Origin of the sequence: uncultured Tateyamaria sp. (genome assembly GCF_947503045.1) — a bacterium.
Lineage (GTDB): Bacteria > Pseudomonadota > Alphaproteobacteria > Rhodobacterales > Rhodobacteraceae > Tateyamaria.
This window is the reverse complement of sequence record NZ_CANNCF010000001.1, coordinates 857,352-879,094: the sequence shown is the minus strand read 5'-3', so window position 1 is coordinate 879,094 and position 21,743 is coordinate 857,352. Positions and strand designations below refer to the sequence as shown.

20 protein-coding genes and 1 riboswitch are annotated in these 21,743 nt (G+C 64.2%); of the genes, 10 read left to right on the top strand and 10 right to left on the bottom strand.

The genetic code is table 11. The features are described 5' to 3' along the window. Nucleotides 1–5: 5 nt before the first annotated feature. The 3 genes from Q1A89_RS04505 to Q1A89_RS04495 are packed head-to-tail and all read right to left on the bottom strand — an operon-like array spanning nt 6 to nt 2,877. Nucleotides 6–1,019 carry a TIGR01620 family protein gene (locus tag Q1A89_RS04505; protein WP_299724338.1) on the bottom strand — a complete coding sequence of 338 codons (1,014 nt, stop codon included), beginning with the start codon at nt 1,017–1,019 and terminating at the stop codon, nt 6–8. Next, nucleotides 1,019–1,468, bottom strand: coding sequence for a GNAT family N-acetyltransferase (locus Q1A89_RS04500; RefSeq protein ID WP_299724336.1), 450 nt, complete (start codon nt 1,466–1,468; stop codon nt 1,019–1,021). The genes Q1A89_RS04505 and Q1A89_RS04500 overlap by 1 nt, the downstream gene beginning before the upstream one ends. Continuing rightward, nucleotides 1,465–2,877, bottom strand: coding sequence for a YcjX family protein (locus Q1A89_RS04495; protein ID WP_299724334.1), 1,413 nt, complete (start codon nt 2,875–2,877; stop codon nt 1,465–1,467). The genes Q1A89_RS04500 and Q1A89_RS04495 overlap by 4 nt, the downstream gene beginning before the upstream one ends. A 196-nt stretch (nt 2,878–3,073) precedes the next feature. Here Q1A89_RS04495 and truA point away from each other — a divergent pair, with 196 nt between their 5' ends. Continuing rightward, a complete protein-coding gene (gene truA / locus Q1A89_RS04490; RefSeq protein ID WP_299724332.1) occupies nt 3,074–3,844 on the top strand; it encodes a tRNA pseudouridine(38-40) synthase TruA in 771 nt (256 codons plus the stop codon). On the opposite strand, the gene Q1A89_RS04485 is transcribed toward truA, so the two are convergent. The 4 genes from Q1A89_RS04485 to Q1A89_RS04470 all read right to left on the bottom strand — a co-directional run bounded on the left by Q1A89_RS04485 (nt 3,841) and on the right by Q1A89_RS04470 (nt 8,251). Next, a complete protein-coding gene (locus Q1A89_RS04485; protein ID WP_299724330.1) occupies nt 3,841–4,344 on the bottom strand; it encodes a hypothetical protein in 504 nt (167 codons plus the stop codon). The genes truA and Q1A89_RS04485 overlap by 4 nt on opposite strands. Then, on the bottom strand, nt 4,341–5,981 hold the full coding sequence (locus tag Q1A89_RS04480) for a hypothetical protein (RefSeq protein ID WP_299724328.1): 1,641 nt from the start codon (nt 5,979–5,981) through the stop codon (nt 4,341–4,343). Before Q1A89_RS04480 ends, Q1A89_RS04485 begins: the two co-directional genes overlap by 4 nt. 141 nt (nt 5,982–6,122) lie before the next feature. Beyond that, nucleotides 6,123–7,358: an acyl-CoA dehydrogenase family protein gene (locus Q1A89_RS04475; protein ID WP_299724326.1), complete on the bottom strand. Its 1,236-nt coding sequence runs from the start codon at nt 7,356–7,358 to the stop codon at nt 6,123–6,125. A 62-nt stretch (nt 7,359–7,420) separates the two neighbouring features. Beyond that, nucleotides 7,421–8,251 carry a 3-keto-5-aminohexanoate cleavage protein gene (locus Q1A89_RS04470; RefSeq protein ID WP_299726088.1) on the bottom strand — a complete coding sequence of 277 codons (831 nt, stop codon included), beginning with the start codon at nt 8,249–8,251 and terminating at the stop codon, nt 7,421–7,423. Between the two features lie 247 nt (nt 8,252–8,498). On the opposite strand from Q1A89_RS04470, the gene Q1A89_RS04465 reads away from it, so the two are divergent. The 4 genes from Q1A89_RS04465 to Q1A89_RS04450 all read left to right on the top strand — a co-directional run bounded on the left by Q1A89_RS04465 (nt 8,499) and on the right by Q1A89_RS04450 (nt 12,477). Beyond that, the gene (locus tag Q1A89_RS04465; protein WP_299724324.1) at nt 8,499–9,926 is read left to right on the top strand and encodes a circularly permuted type 2 ATP-grasp protein; all 1,428 of its coding nucleotides are present in this window, start codon (nt 8,499–8,501) and stop codon (nt 9,924–9,926) included. Between the two features lie 4 nt (nt 9,927–9,930). Then, nucleotides 9,931–10,872, top strand: coding sequence for an alpha-E domain-containing protein (locus tag Q1A89_RS04460; RefSeq protein ID WP_299724322.1), 942 nt, complete (start codon nt 9,931–9,933; stop codon nt 10,870–10,872). 4 nt (nt 10,873–10,876) lie between these two features. After that, the gene (locus Q1A89_RS04455) at nt 10,877–11,677 is read left to right on the top strand and encodes a transglutaminase family protein (RefSeq protein ID WP_299724320.1); all 801 of its coding nucleotides are present in this window, start codon (nt 10,877–10,879) and stop codon (nt 11,675–11,677) included. A gap of 62 nt (nt 11,678–11,739) precedes the next feature. Next, nucleotides 11,740–12,477 carry a proteasome-type protease gene (locus tag Q1A89_RS04450; protein WP_299724318.1) on the top strand — a complete coding sequence of 246 codons (738 nt, stop codon included), beginning with the start codon at nt 11,740–11,742 and terminating at the stop codon, nt 12,475–12,477. Nucleotides 12,478–12,504: 27 nt separating this feature from the next. Here Q1A89_RS04450 and Q1A89_RS04445 read toward each other — a convergent pair whose 3' ends face one another. After that, on the bottom strand, nt 12,505–13,953 hold the full coding sequence (locus Q1A89_RS04445; protein WP_299724316.1) for a cobyric acid synthase: 1,449 nt from the start codon (nt 13,951–13,953) through the stop codon (nt 12,505–12,507). A 98-nt stretch (nt 13,954–14,051) separates the two neighbouring features. Between Q1A89_RS04445 and Q1A89_RS04440 the strand changes: the two genes are divergently transcribed. Next, on the top strand, nt 14,052–14,201 hold the full coding sequence (locus Q1A89_RS04440) for a hypothetical protein (protein WP_299724313.1): 150 nt from the start codon (nt 14,052–14,054) through the stop codon (nt 14,199–14,201). 34 nt (nt 14,202–14,235) lie between these two features. On the opposite strand, the gene Q1A89_RS04435 is transcribed toward Q1A89_RS04440, so the two are convergent. Then, nucleotides 14,236–14,706 carry a metal-dependent hydrolase gene (locus tag Q1A89_RS04435; RefSeq protein WP_299724311.1) on the bottom strand — a complete coding sequence of 157 codons (471 nt, stop codon included), beginning with the start codon at nt 14,704–14,706 and terminating at the stop codon, nt 14,236–14,238. A 10-nt stretch (nt 14,707–14,716) separates the two neighbouring features. Further along, complete coding sequence (gene cobO, locus Q1A89_RS04430) at nt 14,717–15,325, bottom strand: cob(I)yrinic acid a,c-diamide adenosyltransferase (RefSeq protein WP_299724309.1); 609 nt, start codon at nt 15,323–15,325, stop codon at nt 14,717–14,719. A gap of 281 nt (nt 15,326–15,606) precedes the next feature. Beyond that, a riboswitch (cobalamin riboswitch) is annotated at nt 15,607–15,819 on the top strand. Between the two features lie 84 nt (nt 15,820–15,903). On the opposite strand from cobO, the gene Q1A89_RS04425 reads away from it, so the two are divergent. The 4 genes from Q1A89_RS04425 to cobG are packed head-to-tail and all read left to right on the top strand — an operon-like array spanning nt 15,904 to nt 21,741. Continuing rightward, nucleotides 15,904–16,278: a DUF1636 domain-containing protein gene (locus Q1A89_RS04425; RefSeq protein ID WP_299724307.1), complete on the top strand. Its 375-nt coding sequence runs from the start codon at nt 15,904–15,906 to the stop codon at nt 16,276–16,278. Nucleotide 16,279: 1 nt separating this feature from the next. Continuing rightward, nucleotides 16,280–17,335 carry a cobalamin biosynthesis protein CobW gene (gene cobW, locus Q1A89_RS04420; RefSeq protein WP_299724305.1) on the top strand — a complete coding sequence of 352 codons (1,056 nt, stop codon included), beginning with the start codon at nt 16,280–16,282 and terminating at the stop codon, nt 17,333–17,335. Between the two features lie 12 nt (nt 17,336–17,347). Further along, a complete protein-coding gene (gene cobN, locus Q1A89_RS04415) occupies nt 17,348–20,626 on the top strand; it encodes a cobaltochelatase subunit CobN (protein WP_299724303.1) in 3,279 nt (1,092 codons plus the stop codon). Beyond that, nucleotides 20,623–21,741 carry a precorrin-3B synthase gene (gene cobG / locus Q1A89_RS04410; RefSeq protein ID WP_299724301.1) on the top strand — a complete coding sequence of 373 codons (1,119 nt, stop codon included), beginning with the start codon at nt 20,623–20,625 and terminating at the stop codon, nt 21,739–21,741. The genes cobN and cobG overlap by 4 nt, the downstream gene beginning before the upstream one ends. The last annotated feature ends 2 nt before the right edge of the window (nt 21,742–21,743 follow it).

The window sequence follows — 21,743 nt, the reverse complement described above, 5'->3', positions numbered from 1 at the left end:
GGGCGTCAGTCCTGTGGTTTGGCTGTTGCTGAGGGAAGTAGCCCGCCGAGCGCCTGTTTCACCAATTGTCGTGCCTTTGGCCGTTTGCCGGCCTGAAAGGCGAGTGGGCGGCAGACTTCGATGGCGGCCACGCCGACCCGCGCGGTCAGAGCCCCGTTGACCAGCCCCTCGCCAAACCGGCGCGAGAGTTTGCCAAGGATCGACCCACCCAGCAGCGGTTCGAGCATGTCATCGCCCACTGCGACGGCTCCGGTCGCCACAAGATGCGTCATCACCGCCCGGGTCAGCCGCCAACTGCCCAAAAGCCCGCCGCGCCCGCCATAGACCTCGGCAATGCGGCGGATCATGCGCAGGTTGGCCGTGAGTGCTGCGACCACATCCGCCAGTGCGATGGGCACAAGCGCTGTGACCGTGGCCACCTGCCGGGCGGCAGCGGCCACCTCGCGTTCAGCGGCGCGGTCAAGCGGGGAGAGCAGCGTGTCCTCGGCCAGCGCCAGAAGGCCGGGCGCATCCATCTGATCGCCGCGCAATTCGTTCAGCCGGGTGCGGCCCCATTCGGTATCCGGGCGCGCCTTGTAGAGGGCGACCAGCCGGTCGGTGACTGTGCGAGCGGCGGCCAAGTCCTGCGCCTCCAGCGCTTGGGCGGCGGCATGGCGCAACCCGTCGATGCGGGTCAGCCGGTTGAGGGCCGCCAACTCGCGCAGGGCAATGGCCAGGAGGACCAGCACAAAGGCCGCGGTCAGCCCGGCAAAGGCACAGCCCACCAGTGGCGCGCGTTCGATCCAGCCGTTGACGAAATCCCATGCGGCTGCACTGAGCACTGCGGTCAGCAAGGCGCCGGTCACCGCCCAGAAGAGACGCCCGAGCCGCGAGGGTTTGCGCGCCATGGTGCGTGCGGCCATCTGCATCGCGGCACCGGTCGGTACGGGCAGGTCGGTGTCCGGAACTGGGGGTGCGTCGCTGACGGCAGGCGCTTCGACGTCATCAAGTTCGATCAGAACGGGGCCTTTTTGCGCCATCACAACGTCTCCCTTTTCCACTCAAAGCGCATGTCGGGCAGCCCTTCGTCATTGCGCGCGCCGTCTGTTTCCTCGACCACCTCGAAACCGTGATGCAGGTAGAAAACCTGTGCATCCGCGTTAGCCTGAAATGTCCATAAGTCCAGCCGCTTGCATTGCGTTTTTAATGCGTCAAGTAAAGCTGACCCAATCCCTCCACGCCGGGCGTGCCTCGCCACGTAGAGCGCATGCACCTCCTCATTCTCGCATGCAGAGAAACCCGCAATCCCAGTTTCGGTTTCCGCCACCCGCACCCAGCCCTGATCAATCATATGTCCAGCGAATCCAATATCTTCTGCGCGGGTATGAATGCGAGGCATCCAGTCCGTGGTGTCGATGAATTCCGACAGGATGCCACCGACTTTGCCCGCATCGGTGCTGCGCGCGGCGCGCAGATGAGGGGCGTTCACAACCTGTCTCCGATCAGGAATTCTGCGGCGCGGTCCATGCGCATGTGGGGTGGCCCATCGCCGGGGCGCAAGGTCAGCGGCGCGGGGGCAAAACGCATGATCTGGTAGTCCTGATCCAGCCATTTTTCCGCCCCCGCCGAGGCCGGTGACAGAATGTGGGACGGATCGTCCGGCAGCGCACCGGGATAAAACGCCGCCTGCTTGCCAGTCTCAAGCAATGTGCCGCGCACCACGTCCAGCGGTGCACCATCATGGGTCATCGTTTCCTCGGTGGTCGCACGAAGCGCGGCCAGCGCCAGTGCCTGTGTTTGCGCCCCGGCAAAGCGGGCGCGGTCGCGGGCGTCGCGGGTCAGCGCCTCCATGATTGCCGTGAGGCGGGCGTGTTGGGAATGGTGCAGGTGGTCGGCCTTGGTCGCGGCAAAGAGGATGCGTTCGACCCGTTTGCCCCGGAACAGTTGGCTGAGGAACGCGTTGCGCCCCGGCTTGAACGCACCGAGGATGTCCGCCATCGCCGCGCGCATATCCTCAAGTGCGGCAGGCCCGGAATGGATCGCGCCCAACGCATCCACCAGCACAACCTGCCGGTCGATGCGTGAAAAGTGGTCGCGAAAGAAAGGGCGCACGACCTGCGCCTTGTAGGCCTCGTAACGGCGCGCCATTTCGCGGCGCAACGAACGGCGCGGCGCCTCGCCCGGGGGCAGCGGGGCGAAGGTGAGCACGGGCGAGCCTTCGAGATCACCCGGCAGCAGGAAGCGACCCGGTGTGCAGTCATAAAAACCCGCTGCGCGCGCGGCATGGAGGTAGTCGGTAAAGCCCGCGGCCAACGCTTTGGCCTGCACCTCGTCCAGCCGGGCCGTGCCGTCAGCGGATGTGGCGGCGGTGTGATAAGCGGCCCCCACATCGCGGGTTTCAAGTCGCGCAAGCGTCGCGGCGGACCAGTCATCATAGCTTTGATCCATCAGCGCCAGATCCAGCAGCCATTCGCCCGGATAGTCGATGATATCCAGGTGGATCGTGCGCGGCCCCTGCAGGCCTGCAAGCAACCCGTTTGGTTTGACCCTGAGCGACACGCGCAGCTCGCTCACCGCCCGCGTGCTGTCGGGCCAGCGCGGCGGCTGCCCGGTCAACGCGCCCAAATGTGCCTCGAAATCAAAGCGCGGCACAGTGTCATCCGGTTGCGGCTGCAGATAGGCGGCATGGATGCGCCCCTCACTTGCCGCCAGCAGGTGCGGCATGCGCCCCCGGTCCAGCAGGTTGGCCACAAGCGAGGTGATGAACACCGTCTTGCCCGAGCGCGCAAGCCCCGTCACACCCAGCCGGATGGTCTGTTCGCCAAACAGGTCGGCCCCGGTGTCATAGATGCCCTGGGCCACATCCAGCACCCCGTCGGCAATTGTCGTCAGAACCACGTGGCACTCTCCCTTGGCCTTGCGCCTCAACATAAGGCGGGCAGGCGGTCACTGCCAGAGCCTGCGCGACGGCTGAAGGTGCGGGAGCCTCCGGCGGCGATTTTTTTCAAAACAGAGAAGGAGGACCTGCCCCCACCCAAGCGTCCCGGCCCGGCAGCCGTTGAATGCGCGCGTGTTTGTAGCTAGAGCAGCGGCCATGCCACGCTATGCACTGAAAATCGAATATCACGGGGGGCCGTTCGTGGGCTGGCAGCGCCAGACCGAGCAGTCTTCGGTACAAGGCGCGATCGAAGCGGCGCTGGCCGAGCTTGAGCCGCGCGAGCACAAGATCGCCGCTGCGGGTCGCACGGATGCGGGCGTGCATGCACTGGCGCAGGTCGCCCATTGCGATATGGAGCGGGACTGGACCCCCTTTCGCCTGTCAGAGGCCCTGAACTATCATTTGCGTCGGGTGCCTGTGGCCATCGTGGACTGTGCCGAGGTGGCAGATGACTGGCACGCCCGCTTTTCCGCCCACGAGCGGCGCTATCTGTATCGCATCCTCATGCGCCGTGCGCCTGCCACCCACCTCAAGGGGCTGGTCTGGCATATCAAGCAAGAGTTGGATGTCGACGCGATGCAGGCTGGTGCCACCCATCTGATCGGCAACCACGACTTTACGACGTTTCGCTCGACCATCTGTCAGGCCGACAGCCCGGTCAAAACGCTGGATCGGCTGGATGTGCGCCGGGTTGAGGGCACACACGGGCCTGAGGTGCAACTTGACGTGCGCGCGCGGTCGTTCCTGCACAACCAGGTGCGCAGTTTTGTCGGTACGCTGGAACGGGTCGGGGCGGGGTCGTGGCAGCCTGATCAGGTGCGCGACGCTCTTGAGGCGCGCGCCCGTGACGCATGCGGACCGGTTTGCCCGTCCTTGGGCCTTTATCTTGCCGGTGTCGGCTATCCCGACGATCCGTTCGCAGGCTAGTCCAGATCCATCAAACCGGCCCCTGCCCCTCCGGCACGGGACGCATCGCTGTCGGGCACGTAAGTGCGGGCCGCGAGCGTCTGCATCTGCTCAAACAGGGCGCTGCCGATGGAAATCCGCGCCGGGCGCGCGCGCAGGCCGGGGGCGGACAAGGACAAGGTGGCGCACACCTCATCTGCGTTGGCGGTGATTTCCGCTTGGCAGGGCAGGCTTGCCAACCAACTGATCAGCATTGCACGCCGCCCGGGGTCCTGTTCGCGCATACCGACCACCCGGCCCGACACCGAGGCGGTTTCGATCATCCGCTCAACCTGATGTGCCAGTGCGAGAATCGTCGCGGGCGTGTCGAGTGCCTGTGACAAGGGCGCTTCGGACCCGCCATCGGCCAGATGGCGCGCCAGCATGCTGCCAAAGGCCAGAGCCTGCGCAGGCGGCACCTCGGCCCCAGTTGCGGCCTTGACCGCAAGCGCCTGAATTTCTGTCCACGATTTGTCTGTCATTCCAGCACCGGCAACCACCAATCGTCCGCATCAGGCGACAATTCGTGCCCAAGAGGCGCGCCCTGTGCCAGGGTGATCCGGGTCCACAGGTCCGACTTGGGATCGAATTTCGTCGCTCCGAAAAAGCTGAGCTTGCAGCGCAACATATCAATGGGGCGACACGTCGCAGCAATCAGGTTGTCGCGGATTTCTGCGTATGGGTAACGCGTGAGCGTCGCAACCCGCGCGCAGGCATGGGCATGTTGAGGGTGGTCGGCAAGGAAGGTCGAGACCGATTGATCCTGCGCGGGCAGGTCCGCGTGCAGGGCTGCAACTCGCCGCGCGATGTCGAGCGGGGTTTCCAGCTCTGCCCCCGGTTCGGCAAAGCGATCGCCGAGCCGGGGTTCCAGTTTGGCCTCGCTCACATACCAAAACCGGCGGCAGCATTCGGGGGCGGTGTAGTTCTGGGCCAGCGCCCAGTCCCAGTCTGCATCAATGGCCGCGCGCAACGTATCCGTGCCAGAAAACGGGGCGGTCAGCGCGCCAAACGGGTCGCCCATGCACTCCGCCAGCCCATCGACGTCGTCGGGGAACACTTCCAGCAGCAAGGCGACCAGCAATTCCTGCAGTGCCGCGCTTTCGTCGCGTGCGGCAAGCCACAGGGCCTCCATCGGTTGTGCCCCGTCCAGTGCGGTGAGTGTCTGCGCAAAACGCGCCCAGTCCTGTTCCAGTTGGCGCAAGGCGGCGTCATGATCCGGGGCGGGCACATGCCATTGGGCCAGATGCTGCCCGGCCCGCTGTGCCAGTTCCGCAATCCGCGTACGCTCTGCCTCGCTCAGTTGGGTGCGGGCGCGTACACGGGCCAAGGCAGTTTCGCGCGCCAGCATCCAGTTGTTGAGCAGAACGGGATGAGTGACCAGAAAGGGCGCCATGCCCAGACCGGTCGCATTGCCCACACCAAAGTGCCGTGCCAGTTGCGGGTCCAGTTTGGCACCTCCCACATGCTGCACCAGATCGAGCGTGAAGTGGCGGATCATGTAGACGGCCAGCATTTCCACCGCGAAAGGGCCGCCAAGACCCAGTCGATCCGCAATCAGGTGCCGGTCGGCGATGCCGAACTTGCCGTTGCCATAGACCGCCGTGGTGCGCATCAGATAACCGATGCCGCGGATCATGGCCCGGTCTGGCTGGTCCCGGTTTTGCAACGCCGCAACGGTCGCATCCCACATGCGCACCGACTTGTTGGCGCGGCTGAGCACCAGATCGCGCGGACCAAAACGCCCGGCCTCCTGCAGCGGGGCGTTGGTGGCGATTCGGTCGATCTCGGCTGTGTCCGGTGTCCCGTCATAGAGGACAAAGGCGGCGTCCCAGGCGGTGGCAATGACGCGATCGCTGCGCTGATCGGCAGGCAGATCATTTGCGATGGCCACAAGGGAATAGGTGTGCCCGCCCACATCCACCGCATAGACCGCACGCCCGTGCCCGTCGGGCGACATGCCCCAATGGGTGCGCTTGATCACGGCCTGTTCAGCGCACAGACGCGCCACCAGAACCCGCAAAAAGCTGAGGCGGGTGGGCATCATCACCCCCATCCGGGCAAGGCGCATCACCTCGCCGGGCGGGCGCAGGGGCACGGTTTGGGGCGCACTGTCCTTCATGGGGACAGTTAGCGGTCTGTCCCTGCCCCGATGCAAGCGTTTTTCGATACGAAAAACGGCTGGAAAGCGACACGCTTTTCGCCGAGAGCCACAGGTTTCTGCCACGGAAACGAACCGCAAACCGCCTCGGCTTGCGCGCGTTCACATGGGTTGCTGGGTGTATTTCTTGAGCTCGGCGCGCGCCACCTGACGGCGGTGCACCGCATCCGGGCCATCGGCAAGACGCAGCGTGCGCTGATGAGTCCAGGCGTTGGCGAGCGGCGTATCTTGCGAAATCCCCTGCCCGCCATGCATCTGCACCGCCTCGTCGATCACTTTGAGCGACACACGCGGGGCCACCACCTTGATCTGGCTGATCCACGGGGCGGCGGCGCGCGCATCGCCCTGATCCATCATCCACGCGGCCTTGAGGCAGAGCAGGCGCGCCATTTCGATCTCCATCCGCGCTTCGGCGATGATGTCGTAATTCGCGCCCAGTTGGGCCAGCGGCTTGCCAAAGGCCTCTTTCGACAGCGACCTCTTGCACATCAGCTCTAGTGCCGCTTCGGCCTGCCCGATGGCACGCATGCAGTGGTGGATACGACCGGGGCCAAGACGACCTTGGGAAATCTCAAAGCCGCGCCCCTCGCCCAGCAGCAGGTTTTCGGCAGGCACGCGCACGTCCGTGAACCGGATATGCATATGCCCGTGCGGCGCATCATCGTGGCCATAGACCAGCATCGGGCGCAGCACCTCTATGCCTGCACTGCCCGCCGGCACAACGATCATGGAATGGCGCTTGTGCTTTGGCGCGTCCGCGCCGCCGGTGCGCACCATGACGATGTAGACCTTGCAGCGCGGATCGCCCGCGCCGCTGGCCCAGTATTTCTCGCCGTTCAGCACGTATTCATCCCCGTCCCGCACACAGGACATGGAGATGTTGGTCGCATCAGAGGACGCCACTTCGGGCTCGGTCATCAGGTACGCCGAGCGGATCTGCCCCTCAAGCAGCGGTGCCAGCCAATCGCGTTTCATCGACTCGGTGCCGTAGCGCTCGAACACCTCCATGTTTCCGGTGTCAGGGGCCGAGCAGTTAAATACTTCCGCCCCGAGCGGCGTCTTGCCCATCTCTTCGGCGAAATAGGCGTATTCGACGGTGCTGAGCCCATAGCCCTTGTCGCTGTCGGTCAGCCAGAAGTTCCACAACCCCGCCGCCTTTGCCTTGCCTTTGAGGCTTTCGAGGATTTCGGTCTGGCGGTCGGTATATTGCCAGCGATCGCCCTTGCCGACTTCGGCGGCGTATTCTTCTTCCAGCGGCATGATCTCGTCGCGGATCATGGTGGACACGCGGCCCAGCAGATCGCGGTTTTCAGGGCGCAGGGTGAATGACATGTCCATGGGCGATGATCCTTTGGTGGTTTGGCGCAGGGTGGCGGAACGCCGGAGCAGTGTCCAGCGCGTCAGGCGGCGCGCAGGCCAAGGATGGCGCGGGCCTGCGCCGGGGTGGCCACCGGGCGGTCGTGCTGTGCGCAGATGCCTGCCAGACGCTCCACAAGGGCGGCGTTGGAGGGCGCAAGCGAGGCCTTGTCCCAGCGCACGTTGTCTTCAAGCCCGGTGCGCGCATGGCCACCCGCGGCGACGGCCCATTCGTTCAGCACGATCTGGTTGGCACCGATCCCGGCCGCACACCACGGCGCACCGGGAAACAGGCGACCTACGGTTTCCACATAAAAATCAAAAACATGGCGATCCACGGGCATCGCATTTTTCACCCCCATCACGAATTGTACATAAGGCGTGGCCGGGATCTTGCCTGCCTTGTGCATCTGCGCGGCCACAAGGATATGGCTGAGATCAAAGGCCTCGATCTCGGGTTTGACGTCGTACTTCACCATCTCAGACGCAAGCCAGTCCACGAGGTCCGGCGGGTTCTCGTAGACGCGGGTTGGAAAGTTGTTCGACCCCACGGCGAGCGAGGCCATATCGGGGCGCAGTGGCAGCATACCGCCACGTTCGTGCCCCGCGCCGGACCGGCCACCAGTCGACAGCTGGATGATCATGCCCGGGCAATGCTTTTCCACACCGTCCTTGAGGGCGGCAAACTTGTCGCGGTCCGAACTGGGCGTTTCATCGTCATTGCGCACATGGGCGTGGCAGATGCTCGCCCCGGCCTCAAAGGCCGCATGGGTGCTTTCGATCTGTTCGGAAATGGTGACCGGGACAGCCGGGTTGTCAGCCTTGCGCGGGACGGAGCCGGTGATGGCAACGCAGATGATGCAGGGATCGGACATGGGCGCCTCGCGCTGTTGTTGCTTGATGGAACCTTCCTGCATTCCACAGCGCAGGTCCAGTGCAAGGACGGGCCGGGAACACAAGGCGTGCCAGCATGGTTGTTTGACCCACGCGGGTCCGCGCCACAGCTCTCGACCACCGGTCATATACGCCAACTGCCTGCTTTCTAAGCACAAAGCGCAGGCCTCAGGTCAGGTCCGGGGCAACCCGGTTGCAGGACACCACAGAATGTGCAGGCTTGGAGACATGGGGAAGACACCAATCTATTTCGACGAAATGCACGGGGATGGCAGCGCACCACGTCCGCCCTATGAGGATTATTGCAAATGGTTCGCGGGCGAAAACAACACCCGCCTGATCGAAAAATCCGAAGAGGCCGAGGCCCTGTTTCGCCTGATCGGCGTGACCTTCAACGTCTACGGTGACCCGGACGCGACCGAACGGCTGATCCCTTTCGATCTGGTGCCGCGCATCATTGCCGCACGCGAATGGTCCATCCTGTCGCGCGGGATCGAACAGCGGGTCCGCGCGCTCAACGCATTTCTGCACGACATCTATCACCGCCAGGAAATCGTGCGCGCAGGCCGTATGCCCGCCGAGATGATCGCCCGCAACGAAGCCTTCCTGCCCCAGATGATTGGCGTCTCGCCCCCCGGCGATGTCTACACCCACATCGTCGGCACCGACCTTGTGCGCACCGGCGATGACGAGTTTTTCGTCCTTGAGGACAACGCACGCACACCATCCGGCGTTAGCTATATGCTCGAAAACCGCGAAACGATGCTGCATATGTTTCCGGAGCTGTTTTCCAAGGTCAAAGTCCGCTCGGTCGGTCAATACCCGCGTTCGCTGCGCCGTTCCTTGTCGGCCTGCGGGCCTGCCGCCTGCACGGGGCGGCCCACATTGGCGGTGCTGACGCCGGGCATTCACAACTCGGCCTATTACGAACACGCCTTCCTTGCCGATCAAATGAGCGCTGAACTGGTCGAGGGCCACGATCTGCGCGTCGTGGACGGGCGTGTGACGATGCGCACGACCCAAGGCTACAAGGCGATCGACGTGCTGTATCGCCGGGTCGATGACGAATATCTGGACCCGATGAACTTCAACCCCGACAGCATGCTGGGCGTGCCGGGGATCATGGATGTCTACCGCGCAGGCGGGATCACCATCGCCAATGCCCCGGGCACAGGGATCGCGGACGACAAGGCGATCTACAGCTACATGCCTGATATCGTTGAATTCTACACGGGCGAAAAGGCGATCCTCAAGAACGTGCCGACCCATCGCTGCTCGGACCCGGACGCGCTGAAATTCGTGCTCGACAACCTGTCGGAGCTCGTGGTCAAGGAAGTCCACGGATCGGGCGGCTACGGCATGCTTGTCGGCCCTGCCGCCTCGAAAAAGGAGATCGAGGCGTTCCGTGCCAAGCTGACGGCCAAGCCCGACAACTACATCGCTCAGCCCACATTGGCGCTGTCCACCGTGCCGATCCTGACCGAGGCGGGACTGGCCCCGCGCCATGTCGATCTGCGCCCCTTTGCGCTGATGTCCCCGAACAAGATCGACATCACTCCCGGCGGACTGACCCGGGTTGCGTTGACCGAAGGGTCGCTGATCGTGAACTCGTCGCAGGGCGGAGGCACCAAGGACACCTGGGTGCTGGAGGACTAGGCGCATGTTAGGCAAAACAGCAGGCGGTCTGTTCTGGATGTTCCGCTATCTTGAAAGGGCCGAAAACACGGCCCGGATGATCGACGCAGGCCTGCGCATCTCGTTGACCCGATCCAGTGCGGCGGAAAGCGAATGGACGGCGATCCTGTCTTCAACCGGGTTGAGCGATGCCTATGCCGGGCTGCACGGCGAAGTCAACGGACCGGCCATCATCGATTTTCTGCTGCGCGATCCGAACAATCCGGCCAGCATCATGGCCCAGATCGAAGCGGCGCGGGTGAACGCGCGCGTGGTGCGCACCGCCCTGACCCGCGAAGTGTGGGAGGCGGTCAACGAATGCTACATGGTGCTCAAAAGGCTGTTGGCACAGCCCGTCGCGGATCGTGATCTGCCCCGCGTGCTGCAGATCATCCGCCAGCGCAGTGCCTTTGTGCGTGGCGCCCTGCACGGGACGATGGTGCGCAACGACATGTACAATTTCAGCCGCATCGGCACCTTCTTTGAGCGGGCGGACAACACGGCCCGTATCCTCGATCAGAAGTACTACATCCTGCTGCCCTCCGTCCGGCTGGTCGGCTCGGCCTCGGACAACGTGCAATGGGACACGATCCTGCGCGCCACCTCGACCACACGCGCCTACCAGACCCTGCACGAGGGCGAGACGGACCCGATGGCCATCGCGCGCTTCCTGATTCTGGATGGCCGCCTGCCCCGCAGCCTTGCCTTTTGCTATCGCAAGATTGGCGAAAACCTCGGGTTTCTGGCTGAGGAATACAACACCCGCCACCCCTGCCATGCGCTGGCCGACACGTTGTGCGGACGGTTCAGGACCAATGACATGACGGCCATTTTCGATTATGGCCTGCACGAGTTCATCTCGGATTTCCTGCGCGACAGCGCGGCATTGGGCCGCCAGATCGAGATCGACTATAGGTTCAGCGAGTGAGCATATGCGCCTGAGAGTCGAACATAAGACCCACTACACCTACAACGCACCGGTGCCATATGCGCTGCAACAGGTGCGCCTGCGCCCGAAATCGCGCCCCGGCCAGACCATCGTGGACTGGGACATCGAAGTGCGCGGCGGCCGCGTCGAGGTGGCGTTCGAGGATGAGCATGCCAATTCGGTCGATCTGGTCAGCTTTACCCCCGGCGAGACAGAGATCGAGATCATCTGCCGCGGCACGGTCGATGTCGAGGATCAGGCGGGCGTTGTTGGCCCGCAGGGCGGCTACGTGCCCCTGTGGCTGTTCCAGCGCAGCACCTCGCTGACAACGGTCGGGCCACAGGTGCAGGCGCTGGTGGACAGCGCTCCGCGCGATGGCACGGACCTTGAGGTGCTGCACGCACTGTCGGCCCATGTCCTGTCTGCGGTGCCCTACTCGACCGATCAGGCCGCAGCAGACCTGACGGCCGAGGATGTGCTGAGCGCCGGGCACGGCGTCTGTCAGGACCATGCGCATCTGTTCATCACCGCGGCGCGCGCGATGGGTTATCCCGCACGTTACGTGTCGGGGTATCTGATGATGAACGACCGGATCGAACAGGACGCCACCCACGCCTGGGCCGAGGCGCATGTGCCTGAACTGGGCTGGGTCGGCTTTGATGTCTCAAACTCCATCAGCCCGGATGCGCGCTATATCCGTGTCGCCACCGGGCTTGATTATCGCGGCGCGGCCCCGATTTCGGGCATGCGTTTTGGTCAGGCGGGCGAAGCGATGGCGGTTGCCTTGCAGGTGCAGCAACAATAGCGCAATAACTGTGTGATATTGCGCGCGACGACTCGCTTGCATGAAAAAGGCACGGAACCAGAATGACATATTGCGTGGGGATGCGGCTGAATGCCGGTCTGATCTTCATGTCGGACACCCGCACCAATGCGGGCGTCGACAATATTTCCACCGTCAAGAAGATGCACACCTGGGAGGTGCCGGGCGAGCGCACGATCGTCATAATGACAGCAGGCAATCTGGCCACCACTCAATCGGTGATCAGCCTGCTGGATGAGCGCGCCAAAGCCCCCGAAGACCGCAACCCCTCGATCCTGCAAGCTCCGTCCATGTTCCAGATCGCGCGCGAAGTGGGCCGCACATTGCGCGAGGTGATCTCGGTCAATGCGACCAGTGGTCAAGAGGCCGATGGCGCCTTTGGCGCGACCCTGATCGTGGGCGGCCAGATCGCGGGCGCCCCGCCGCGCCTGTTCCTGATCTATCCCGAGGGCAACTTTATCGAAGCCTCTGATGACACGCCTTTTTTCCAGATCGGCGAGGCCAAGTACGGCAAACCGATCCTTGTGCGCGCCCATGATCCCGAGATGTCGTTCGAGGATGCGGTGAAACTGCTGATGGTCAGTTTTGATTCCACGATCAAATCGAACCTGTCGGTGGGATTGCCGCTGGATTACGTGACCTATGATGCGGACAGCCACCAGATCGGCCATGCCGCGCGGGTCGAAATGGACGATCCCTATTATCAGGCCGTATCAAACGGTTGGGGCGAGGCGCTCAAGCTCGCTTTTCAGCAACTGCCGCCTTTTCGTTTCGATTCCTGAACGGGGCGCAGGACACCTGCGCAATGCCTAGCGCGCACAGGCCAGCAGCCCGTCCACATTCAGATGCGCCTCAAGATGGTCGGCAAGCGCATCAAGGGTCGCCTCGACGCCCTGCGCATAGGCCGTGCCGCTCGCAGCGACCCCGAACCCGGCAAGCCACGCCCGGCGGAACCCGTCATCGCGAAACATGCCGTGCAGATAGCTGCCCGCCACGCGCCCATCGGCGCTGATCGCGCCTTCGTCCTGCCCGCCCACGCGGGCAAAGGGGCGGGCACGATCGCCCCCCTCACTGCGCCCGATATGGATTTCATACCCGTCAAAGGGCTGCCCGGACGGCACATGCACAGCGCCCACGGTCGTCAGCCGCTTGTCCCCGGTCATCACCGTCTCCACGTCCAGCAGACCGATCCCGCCCGCCCTGCCCGGCGGCCCCTCGATCCCTTCGGGATCATCAACGCTGTGTCCCAGCATCTGAAACCCGCCGCAAATGCCCAGCACATGCCCACCCCTGCGATGGTGCGCGCGCACATCCTCGTCCCATCCTTGCGCCTTGAGACAGGCCAAATCCCCCATAGTCGATTTCGACCCGGGAATGATCACCACATCCGTATCGCCGGGCAGCGCCTGGCCCGCGTGCAGCATCGTCACCCGCACGCCCAGTTCCTGCGCCAGCGGGTCCAGATCGTCGAAATTGGCGATACGTGAGAGCTTGAGGCAGACGATGTGCAGGCCCTTGTCCCGCGCAGGCGTCGCAATATCGAGCGCATCCTCGGCAGGCAGCTTCCACGCATCGCCATACCAGGGCACAACGCCAAAACCGCGCCAGCCGGTGTGCTGTTCGATCATGGTATAGCCATCGTCAAACAGGCTTGGATCGCCGCGAAAGCGATTGATCAGGAACCCCGCGATTAACGCTGCATCATCTGGATCAATCACCGCCTTGGTGCCGACGACCTGGGCAATCACGCCACCCCGGTCGATGTCCCCGGCCAGGATCACCGGGCAATCGGCGGCGCGGGCAAAGCCCATATTGGCGATGTCACCGGCGCGCAGGTTCACTTCGGCGGGACTGCCCGCCCCTTCGACCAGCACCAGATCGTGGCGTGATTTCAACCGATTGAAACTGTCCAACACCGCGCCCATCAATTGCGGCTTCAGCGCCGCATAGTCGCGCGCCTTGACCGTGGCCACGCGCTTGCCCTGCACCACCACCTGACTGCCCACATCCGTTTCGGGCTTGAGCAGGACGGGGTTCATGTCGGTATGCGGCTGTAATCCACAGGCCATTGCCTGCAAGGCCTGCGCGCGCCCGATCTCGCCCCCGTTTTCGGTCACGGCCGCATTGTTGGACATGTTCTGGGGTTTGAAGGGCGCCACAGACAGCCCTCGGCGAAGCGCCGCCCGGCACAGGCCCGCCACCAGCATGGACTTGCCGACATTGGAGCCGGTGCCTTGAACCATGAGGGCTTTCGCCATGATACCTCCATCCCGGCATCCTAGATTCGCCAGATTCGATGCCCAACCTCGCAAGGACGAGCACTTACATGACACCAAGCAATAGAAACGGAAAGATCATGTTGGATTTCACGAACACGCCCGAGCGGCGCAAACGGGCTGCCAAAGCGCGCCAGCGCAAGACCTTGTGCCTGATTGGCCTCGCCATCGCCGTGCCCGCTGCGGCATGGGCCATCGACCTTGATAGCTTGGCAGCGTTTCTGAGCTAAAACACGCGCCGCACGCATGCGACCCCAAGCGCGCCTAGTCGGGCGCTGCCTTTCGTCGTTTCATGAAGACAGCAACGGCGACACCGCAGATCACCAGCTCGATCAGAAACGTCCAGTGCAGGATAAAAGACAGCACCCAGTGATCTTGTGTTGCAGGCACAGTGACCAGAGGCCCAGACACGGACAACTTGCCATATCCCCACGACACCGCCCCCACCACCGTGTCCAACACCATATGCAGCACCGCACCGATCCCGAGGCCAATCAACGCCCGTGACGTCAGCACAAAGCCCAAGAACAAAACGCCGAACCACAAAGTCGGGTCATGGGTGAGATAGTTGTGATGATGCACCGCCCCCCGGTCCACCAGAAAGAAGCGCAGCATGTCGAGGTCGGGGGCCACACTGCCCACCAGAATGCTCCAGAACACGACACGATCGCGATCAAAGCTGCGATCCAGCGCCGTGGCCATCAGGTAACCTGCGGGAAGATGCCCGATGATCATCTGTGGGGCCTCAGAACTCCACGCCCTTCTGCGCCTTCACCCCGTCCTTGAACGGGTGTTTGATCAACGCCATCTCGGTCACAAGGTCGGCCGCCTCGATCAACTCGGGTTTCGCATTGCGCCCGGTCAAAACCACGTGTGTCATGCGCGGTTTCTGGTGCAGCAGGAAATCGACCACCTCGTCGATGTCCAGGTAATCGTAGCGAAGCGCGATGTTGATCTCGTCCAGCAGGACAAAGTCGACCTCGTCGTCCAGGATCTGCTCCTTGGCGATTTCCCAGCCCTTTTTCGCGGCCATAATGTCGCGATCCCGGTCCTGTGTTTCCCAGGTAAAGCCTTCGCCGGACACGAAAAACCGGCACTCATCCGGAAATCGATCCCGCAGGAACGTCTTTTCCCCCGTGTCCCAGTTGCCCTTGATGAACTGCACCACCGCACACGGGATACCGTGGCTGATGCAGCGCATGATCATGCCGAACCCGGAGGAGGATTTGCCCTTGCCGGGGCCCGTATGGACCATGATCAGGCCCTTTTCCTCCGTCTTGGTCTCCATCATCTTGTCGCGCGCGGCCTTGATCTTTTTCATCTTGGCATTGTGGCGTTCGGTGATGTCATCCATGGCAGGCCTCCAGGCGTTTGGTTTGCGTCAGTGTTTGGCATGGCTCGCATGCAAGGACCAGAGGGCACAGAGCAAAGCCGGGCCAGCGCCGAGCCGCGGGGTGGCACAGCATCAGTTGCGCGGAGCGATTTATGGTTATCATGCCAGCAAGCCACTCATGCGATGCGCTGACATTGACATAGCGCCGCCCCGGGGGGCGGGTCGGCGCTGGCACGGCGGCCTGCGGCCTTGATTCCGTGCCGACACTGTGCACAACCCCGCTTGACTCGACGCACAGCCGCGCGCACTACGGATGCGCTGGTGCCCGGCGCATGTCGGGTGAAAAGGGAATGCAGACGGTGCCGCAACGCATCCAAACGCAGCCGCCCCCGCGACCGTGACCGGAGAGGTCGCCCAAAGCCACTGGCCTGCACGGGTCGGGAAGGTTGGGCCGCCACCGAGGGAAACCTCGACATCCGCAAGCCGGGAGACCTGCCAGCAGATGAGTTGACGAAACCGGACGGGGTGTTTCCGGGTGTCGGGACAACACGGCCCAGCCGCCGCCCGCCATCCCCCCTGCCCAAGCCCTGGGATGAGACATGAGCGCACTGCCCCCCGTAGAACTGCTGGTCTGCGTCAAATGCCGACGCGAGACCGAAGTGCCCGAAGGCGGCACCCGCCCCGGCGAGGCCCTGCACGCCGAACTTGCGCAACGCACCATGCCCGAGGGTGTGACGCTGAAGGCGGTCGAATGCCTGTCGAACTGCTCGTCGGGATGCTCGGTCGCCGTGCGCGGCGGAGCCCAACGCTGGACCTATGTCTACGGCAACCTGATGGAAGACCGCGACGCTGACACAGTTGTGGACGGCATCGCAAAATATGCTGCAACCGCCGATGGCCTTGTGCCGTGGCGCGAACGCCCCGAACATTTCCGCAAAAACTGCATCGCGCGCATCCCCCCGCAGGAGTTCTGATATGGCCAACCTCAACAAGATCCCCGTCACCGTCATCACCGGCTTTCTCGGCTCGGGCAAGACAACCCTTGTGCGTCACCTGATGCAGAACCCGCAAGGCAAGCGGCTGGCGGTGATCGTGAACGAATTCGGCGATGTGGGGGTCGACGGCGAGATCCTGAAAAGCTGCGCGATCCCCGACTGCCCGGCTGAAAACATCATGGAACTGGCCAATGGCTGCATCTGCTGCACGGTGGCCGATGACTTTATCCCGACAATCGAGGCGCTGATGGCGCTCGACCCGCAGCCCGAACATATCCTGATCGAAACCTCTGGCCTCGCCCTGCCCAAACCACTGCTCAAGGCGTTCGACTGGCCGGATATCCGCTCGCGCATCACCGTGGACGGCGTAGTCGCGCTTGCCGATGCCGAAGCGGTCGCCGCTGGCCGCTTTGCCCCGGATGTGGCGCGCGTCGATGCCCAGCGCGCAGCCGATGACAGCCTTGATCACGAAACGCCGCTTTCCGAGGTGTTCGAGGATCAGATCAGTTGCGCCGACATCATCCTGCTGACCAAACCAGACCTCGCAGGCCCCGAGGGCATCGCACGCGCCAAGGCCGTGATCGCCGCCGAAACTCCCCGTCCCCTGCCGGTGGTCGAAGTGGCCGAAGGGGTGGTGGACCCCCGCGTGATCCTTGGGCTTGAGGCCGCCGCCGAGGACGACATGGACGCGCGTCCCTCCCATCACGACGGGCATGACGATCACGAGCATGACGACTTTGAAAGCGTCATCATCGACATCCCCGAAGTCGCCGACCCCGCCGAACTGGTCGCGCGGATCGAGGCGATGGCCAAATCGCAAAACATCCTGCGGGTCAAAGGCTACGCTGCCGTCACAGGCAAACCGATGCGTTTGCTGGTGCAGGCCGTGGGCGCGCGCGTACGTCACCAATTCGATCGCCCGTGGGGGCCGAATGAGGCGCGTCAGGGTCGTTTGGTCGTGATTGCCGAACATGACGACGTGAACAGCGAAGCCATCCGCGCCGCTTTGGTTCAGGTTTCCGAAGCCGCCGAATAACAGGGACGCCCCATGCACGTCGTCTTTCGCGAAAGCCACGGGCTTGAAGAGACCGAGACACCAACCGATCTGGGGCAGACGCCTGCGGATCTGGTGGTGCTGTCGTTCTCGGACAGTGACCTTGGCGCGTTTGGCGCGGGCTGGCATCGTGGCGGCGGGGCGGACATGATGCCGACTCTGCGGCTTGCCAATCTGGTCGGTCTGAAACACCCGCTGTCGGTTGATACCTATGTTGAGGCGACGCTTGCAGGGGCCAAAGGCATCCTGATCCGCCTCATCGGCGGCGTGCCCTACTGGTCCTACGGATTGCAGCAGGTCTTTACGCTGGCACAAGCCAAAGGCATTGCGCTGGCTGTGTTGCCTGCAGACGGGCGGGTGGACACGCGGCTGGACGAGATGTCGACGCTGCCTGTCTCGACCTTACGCCGCCTGGCCCATCTGTGCGACACGGGCGGGGCGGTTGCCGCGCAGGCCGCACTAGCCCAGATGGCACTGGCCTCGGGGCTTTATGCAGGGCCCGTGGCGGGGGCCAAATCCCTGCCCATGGTTGGCGCATGGACACCGGAACACGGGGTGACCTGCCCTGTCCTGACCGCGACCGAGGACAAGCCGCTGGTCCTCGTCACCTTCTACCGTGCCTATCTGGCGGCCGCTGACCTCTCCCCCATCGAGGCGCTTTTTGACGCCCTGCGCGCACGCGGATTTGCAGTGCTCGGCCTCTTTGCCCCGTCCCTCAAGGCCCCCGATGCCAGCGCATGGATGGCGCGCCAGATCGCGCATCTGAAACCCGCTGCAATCGTCAACGCCACCGCCTTTTCCGGCAAGGGCAGCGCCGGGACCTCGCCTTTGGACGCAGGCAATGTGCCCGTCTTTCAGGTCGCCCTCTCCACCGCAACGCGCGATATGTGGGCCGAGGCGGATCGGGGCCTGTCTCCCGCTGACCTCGCCATGCATGTGGTCCTGCCCGAAGTCGACGGACGGCTGTTTGCCGGTGTGTCGTCCTTCAAGGAACCCCAGCCGCGCGACGAAAACCTGCAATTCTCGCGCTATGCGCACAAGGCGGATGTGGCGCGCACGCAGGCGGTCGCGGACAAGGTCAAGGCGTGGTGCGACCTTGCCACCACTCCGGCTGCCGAGCGTCACCTCGCGCTGGTGCTCAGCACCTATCCCGGCAAGGACTGGAACATGGCCCATGCGGTCGGTCTGGATGCGCTGGCCTCAGCCGAGGCGATCCTGAGCGATCTGGCCAACGCCGGGCACGCAGTCGCAGACACCCAGCGCCCGCTTGAACAGGTGCTCGCCACCGAAACGATAGACTGGCCACTTGAGCAATACCGCGCCGCCCTCGCCACCCTGCCCCAATCGCTTCAGGATGACCTGAGCGCTGTTTGGGGCGATCCAGGTGACGCAGCGCAGGACGAATGTTTCCAATTTCCGGCCGTCCGGCGAGGCAATGCCCTCGTCGCCCTGCAACCCGAACGGGGTACACCCGAGGCGCGGGACGACGAATACCACGACCTGTCTCGCACGCCCCGCCACGCATATGTCGCCTTCTATCTCTGGCTGCGCACGCAGACCCAAGCGCTGATCCATATCGGTGCGCATGGCACGCTGGAATGGCTGCCCGGTAAATCCGTCGCCCTGTCCGAGGCCTGCTGGCCCGAGGCGCTGACCGGCGCCAAGCCCGTGATCTACCCCTTTATCGTCAATGACCCCGGAGAGGCGGCACAGGCCAAACGGCGCATCGGGGCGATGACCCTTGGCCACCTGCCCCCACCGATGAAGGACAGCGCAACGCCCGACCGCTTGGTGCGGCTCGAAACCCTGCTGGATGAGTTCTCCAACGCCGACGGGCTTGATCCCAAACGCCGCGACCGGCTGCAGGACGACATCCGCACCGAAGCACAGGCGCTGGGGGTCGAGGACGATCTGGGCCTGGCCCGCGCCACCTCGACCGCCGAAGCGATCACCCGCATTGACCGCTTTGTCTGTGACATCAAGGAAAGCCAATATGGCAACGGGCTGCACATCTGGGGCCGGGGCGCACCGGCAGGTGCGCCTTACGAATGCGCCAGTCTTGCAGGCGAACGCAGCGGGTTGATCGCCGCCCTGAACGGCAAACGCATCGCACCGGGCCCCTCCGGCTCACCCTATCGCGGGCGCACCGACGTGCTGCCGACCGGGCGCAACCTCTTCACCACCGATCCCCGTTCTGTGCCGACCCGGGCGGCCTATGCCCAAGGGGTGAAGCTCGCCGAAGAGCTCGTGCGCCGCCACCTGCAAGACCACGGCGACTGGCCGCGCGGCTTGATCGTCGATCTCTGGGGCTCGGCCACGATGCGCACGGCGGGCGAGGAATTTGCCATGGCGCTGCACCTGCTGGGCGTCAAACCCGTCTGGGATCAGGGGTCCGAGCGGGTGTCGGGGATCGAAGTGTTGCCCATCACCGACCTCGACCGTCCGCGCCTTGATGTGACCTTGCGTGTCTCGGGCCTGTTCCGCGACGTGTTTCCCACCCTATCGGCGCTGTTTGCCCAAGCCATCCGCGCGCTGTCGCTGCGCGACGAGGCCTCCGACTGGAACCCCTACGCCGGACATGAGGCCGCCGCGCGCGTCTACGGCCCTGCACCGGGCAGCTTTGGCCTTGGCATGGGCGCGGATCTGGAAACCTTCACCGACGAAAGCCGCGCTACCGCGGGCCAGGCCTGGCTCACCGCCAGCGCCTACGCGCTCGACGGAGTGAACGCGGTCAAGGACGCGGACGGCATACGCACCCGTGTGGCGCAGGCCGACAGTTTCGTGCACCTGCAGGACCTGCCGGAAACCGACATCCTTCTGGCCTCGGACTATGCCGCGCACGAGGCCGGATTTGCCGCCGCCCAGGCCATCACCGGCGGCACTGCAGCCCTCTATCACCTCGACAGCACCGACCCCAACCGCCCCCGCGCCCGCGCCCTGCCTGAGGAAATCGCCCGCGTCGTGCAGGCCCGCGCCACCCAGCCGGGATGGCTGGCGGGCATGATGCGCCACGGCTTTCGTGGCGGGGCCGAGATCGCGGCCACGCTCGATCACATGGCGGCCTTTGCCCATCTGGCAGGTGTGGTTCAGCCGCATCTGTTCGACCTCTATCACGAGGCGACGTTGGGCGATCCGGCGGTCAGCGCCTTCCTGCAAGACGCCAATCCCGGGGCCTATCAGGCGATGCTCGACCAGTTCGCCGCCCTTGATGCGGCAGGCCTCTGGCAGACCCGGCGCAACTCGATCCGCGCCGCCCTCGAGGCCGCACAATGAGCGTCAAAGGCTGGTGCCCGGGCGCCTATCGCCCCATGATGTCCGGCGACGGGCTGATCGTGCGGGTGCGACCCCGGCTGGGACGACTGACGCACGCGCAGATGCTGGGCCTGTGCGACATCTCGCAAACCCACGGCAACGGCATCATCGATCTGACCAGCCGCGCCAACCTGCAACTGCGCGGGGTTGACGAGGATGGGCATCAAGAGGTGCTCGACGCCCTGCTGACCCTCGACCTGCTCGATGACACACCCGAGGCCGAAGCCAAGCGCAACATTACCGTCACGCCGCTGTGGGCTGACGACGATCTGACAACGCGGCTGCATGATCTGATCTGTGATGGGTTGAGCGACCTGCCCGACCTTCCGTCCAAGATGGGCATCGCCATCGACACCGGGCCGCGCCCCGTCCTGACCGACACCTCTGCCGATTTCCGGTTTGAACGCAACAACACGGGCGCATTGATATTGCGCGCCGACGGTGCGCGCGCAGGCAAGGAGATCGGGGAAAGTGACGCCCTGTACGCCCTCATCGAACTTGCAAAGTGGTTCGTCGCCACGAACGGTCCCGCCGCCGGGCGCATGGCCCGGCACCTCAAAAACACCCCCCCGCCCGCCGCGTGGCAGGACAGTCCCGCCGCCCCAACCGGGGATCGCCTCTTTCCGGGGCCTGCCATCGGCGGCACTGTCTACGGCACGCCGTTCGGCTCCATCGATGCCAAGGCTATGACCGCGCTTGTCCAAGACAGTAAGGCCACCGCCGTGCGCGTCACCCCTTGGCGCATGTTCCTGCTGGAAGGGGCCCAGACCTGCGATGCGCAGGGTTTTGTCACCGATGCGGCCGATCCGCTCTTGCGCGTGCATGCCTGCCCCGGCGCGCCCGCCTGCGCCGCAGCGACGGTCGAAACCCGGTTGATCGCCCGCATTCTGGCGGCACGTTACCCCGGCACGCTCCACATCTCGGGCTGCTCCAAAGGCTGCGCACACCCACGCCCTGCGGCCACAACCGTCGTCGGGTGCGACGGCACGTTCGACCTTGTGGAACAGGGCCATCCATGGGATCAGCCCCGCCAGCGCGGGCTGTCCGCAACCGACCTCATGACGATCAAGGCCTGACC